This window comes from Actinosynnema sp. NPDC037264 (genome assembly GCF_055603705.1).
The window spans coordinates 1-1,641 of sequence record NZ_JBVJVK010000132.1; the positions used below are offsets into that span (position 1 = coordinate 1).

The window sequence follows — 1,641 nt, forward strand, 5'->3', positions numbered from 1 at the left end:
CGCGGTGGGGCAGGTCGCCCATGTCGCTGTCGCCCCGGTGGTGCGAGATACCGGCCGGGGTGGTCTCACCGTGCCGGGCGTGCGCCTCGTCGATGCTCGGCCGGTCGCCGTCGGACCGGTCGCTGTCGGCGCGGTCGGTGTCGGCGCGGTCGGTGTCGGGCCGGTCCGAGTCGGGCCGATCCGAGTCCGGGCGGTCGGTGTCGTGGTCGCTGTCGGGGCGGTCGCCGTTCGGGGTGTCGTTGTCCGGCCGGTTGGTGCTCGGGTCGGGGTCGCGGTGGGGCGGGGTCCACGCGTCGGGGTCTCGGCGTTGGCCGGGGACGCCGTCGGGATCGCGCCGCGGTGGGATTTGGCCATCCGGGTCCCGGCGGGGAGCGGGTGTGTGCGTGTCCGGGTGCCGCGGGGCCGGCGGGCCGTCGCCGCGTGGGCGGGTGAAGTCGGGGCCGGCGTCGCGTTGGTGCGGTGGGCCGGCCGGGCCTCGGTTGGGCGGCCCGCTGTGCGGGGTGTTCTGGGAGGGGTTGGTGTGCGCCGGGCCGTTCGGGGAGTACGGCCGCGCGGGCCCGGTGGCCGGCCCATTGTGCGGCGCGTTGTGCGGGGCGTTGGGGTAGGTCGGACCGGGACGCGGCGGACCTGCGTGCGGCGGACCGGCCGGCGGTGGCGTCGGACCGTTCTGCGGGCGCGTGTGGCCCGGGCCGGCGCCGGTGGGATTGGTGTGGGAGGGGTTCGGGGCCGCGTGCCGGGGACCGCTGTGCGGGGTGCCCGGCACGCCGGTGTTGGGCGAGGCCGGGCCGTGGTGAGGCGTGCCGGGACCTGCGTGCGCCGGACCAGCGTGCGCCGGACCCGCGTGTGAAGGTCCTGCGTGTGCGGGACCTGCGTGTGAAGGCCCTACCTGGGACGGGTTGGTACGGGACGGCCCGTGTGCGGACGGGCTGACGTTCTCGGGCCCGCGTGCGGTCGGGATGCCGGAGCCGACGTCACCCCGGCTGCCCGGGGTACCGGTCCAACCACCGCCGCCCGGACGTCCGCTGCCGCCGGGCGCGCCACCACCGGGGTTGCCGCCACCTGGCGCGCCGGCCGACGGCGCACCACCGGCCGGACCGGGCTGGTTGGGCTGTGAACCGGTGTTGGGGTTCCCGGTGTTGGGACCGCCACCGGTGTGGGGCTGGTCGGGGCGTGATGGGGCTTCGGGCGCCGCGGCGTTGGCCGCGGAGGTCTGGTCGAAACGAGGGGAGCTGTGCGGCGTCGGCGCCCCACCGCTGGGGCTGCCGCCCCCACCGCTGTGCGAACCGCCGTTTCCACCACTGCCATAGCCGCTACCGCTACCGCCGCCATGACCGCTGCTGCCGCCACCGGGATTGCCGCCGCTCGGAGCGCCGCTGCCAGTGCCGCCGCCACCGCCGCCGTGCGAACCGCTACCGCTACCGCTGCCATAGCTGCCGCTGCCGCCGCCCTGACCGCCGCCGGTGCTCGGGCTGCCGCCACCAGGGCTGGGGTTGCTGCCGCTGCCGCCGCCCTGACCGCCGCCGGTGCTCGGGCTGCCGCCACCAGGGCTGGGGTTGCTGCTGCTGCTCGGAGCGCCGCCGCCGCTGCCGCTGCTGGGTGAGCCGCCGCTCGGGCTGCCGTTTCCGTGGCTGCTGGGTCCGT

1 protein-coding gene and 1 pseudogene are annotated in these 1,641 nt (G+C 77.5%); both read right to left on the reverse strand.

Features of this window, described 5'->3' with window-relative positions; translation table 11 throughout:
- Positions 1 to 763, reverse strand: a pseudogene (locus ACZ7GX_RS45660) (hypothetical protein); the annotation flags it as partial.
- Positions 764 to 1,415: 652 nt separating this feature from the next.
- A partial coding sequence (locus tag ACZ7GX_RS45665; protein ID WP_498786921.1) for a hypothetical protein occupies positions 1,416 to 1,641 on the reverse strand: 226 nt, incomplete at its 5' end.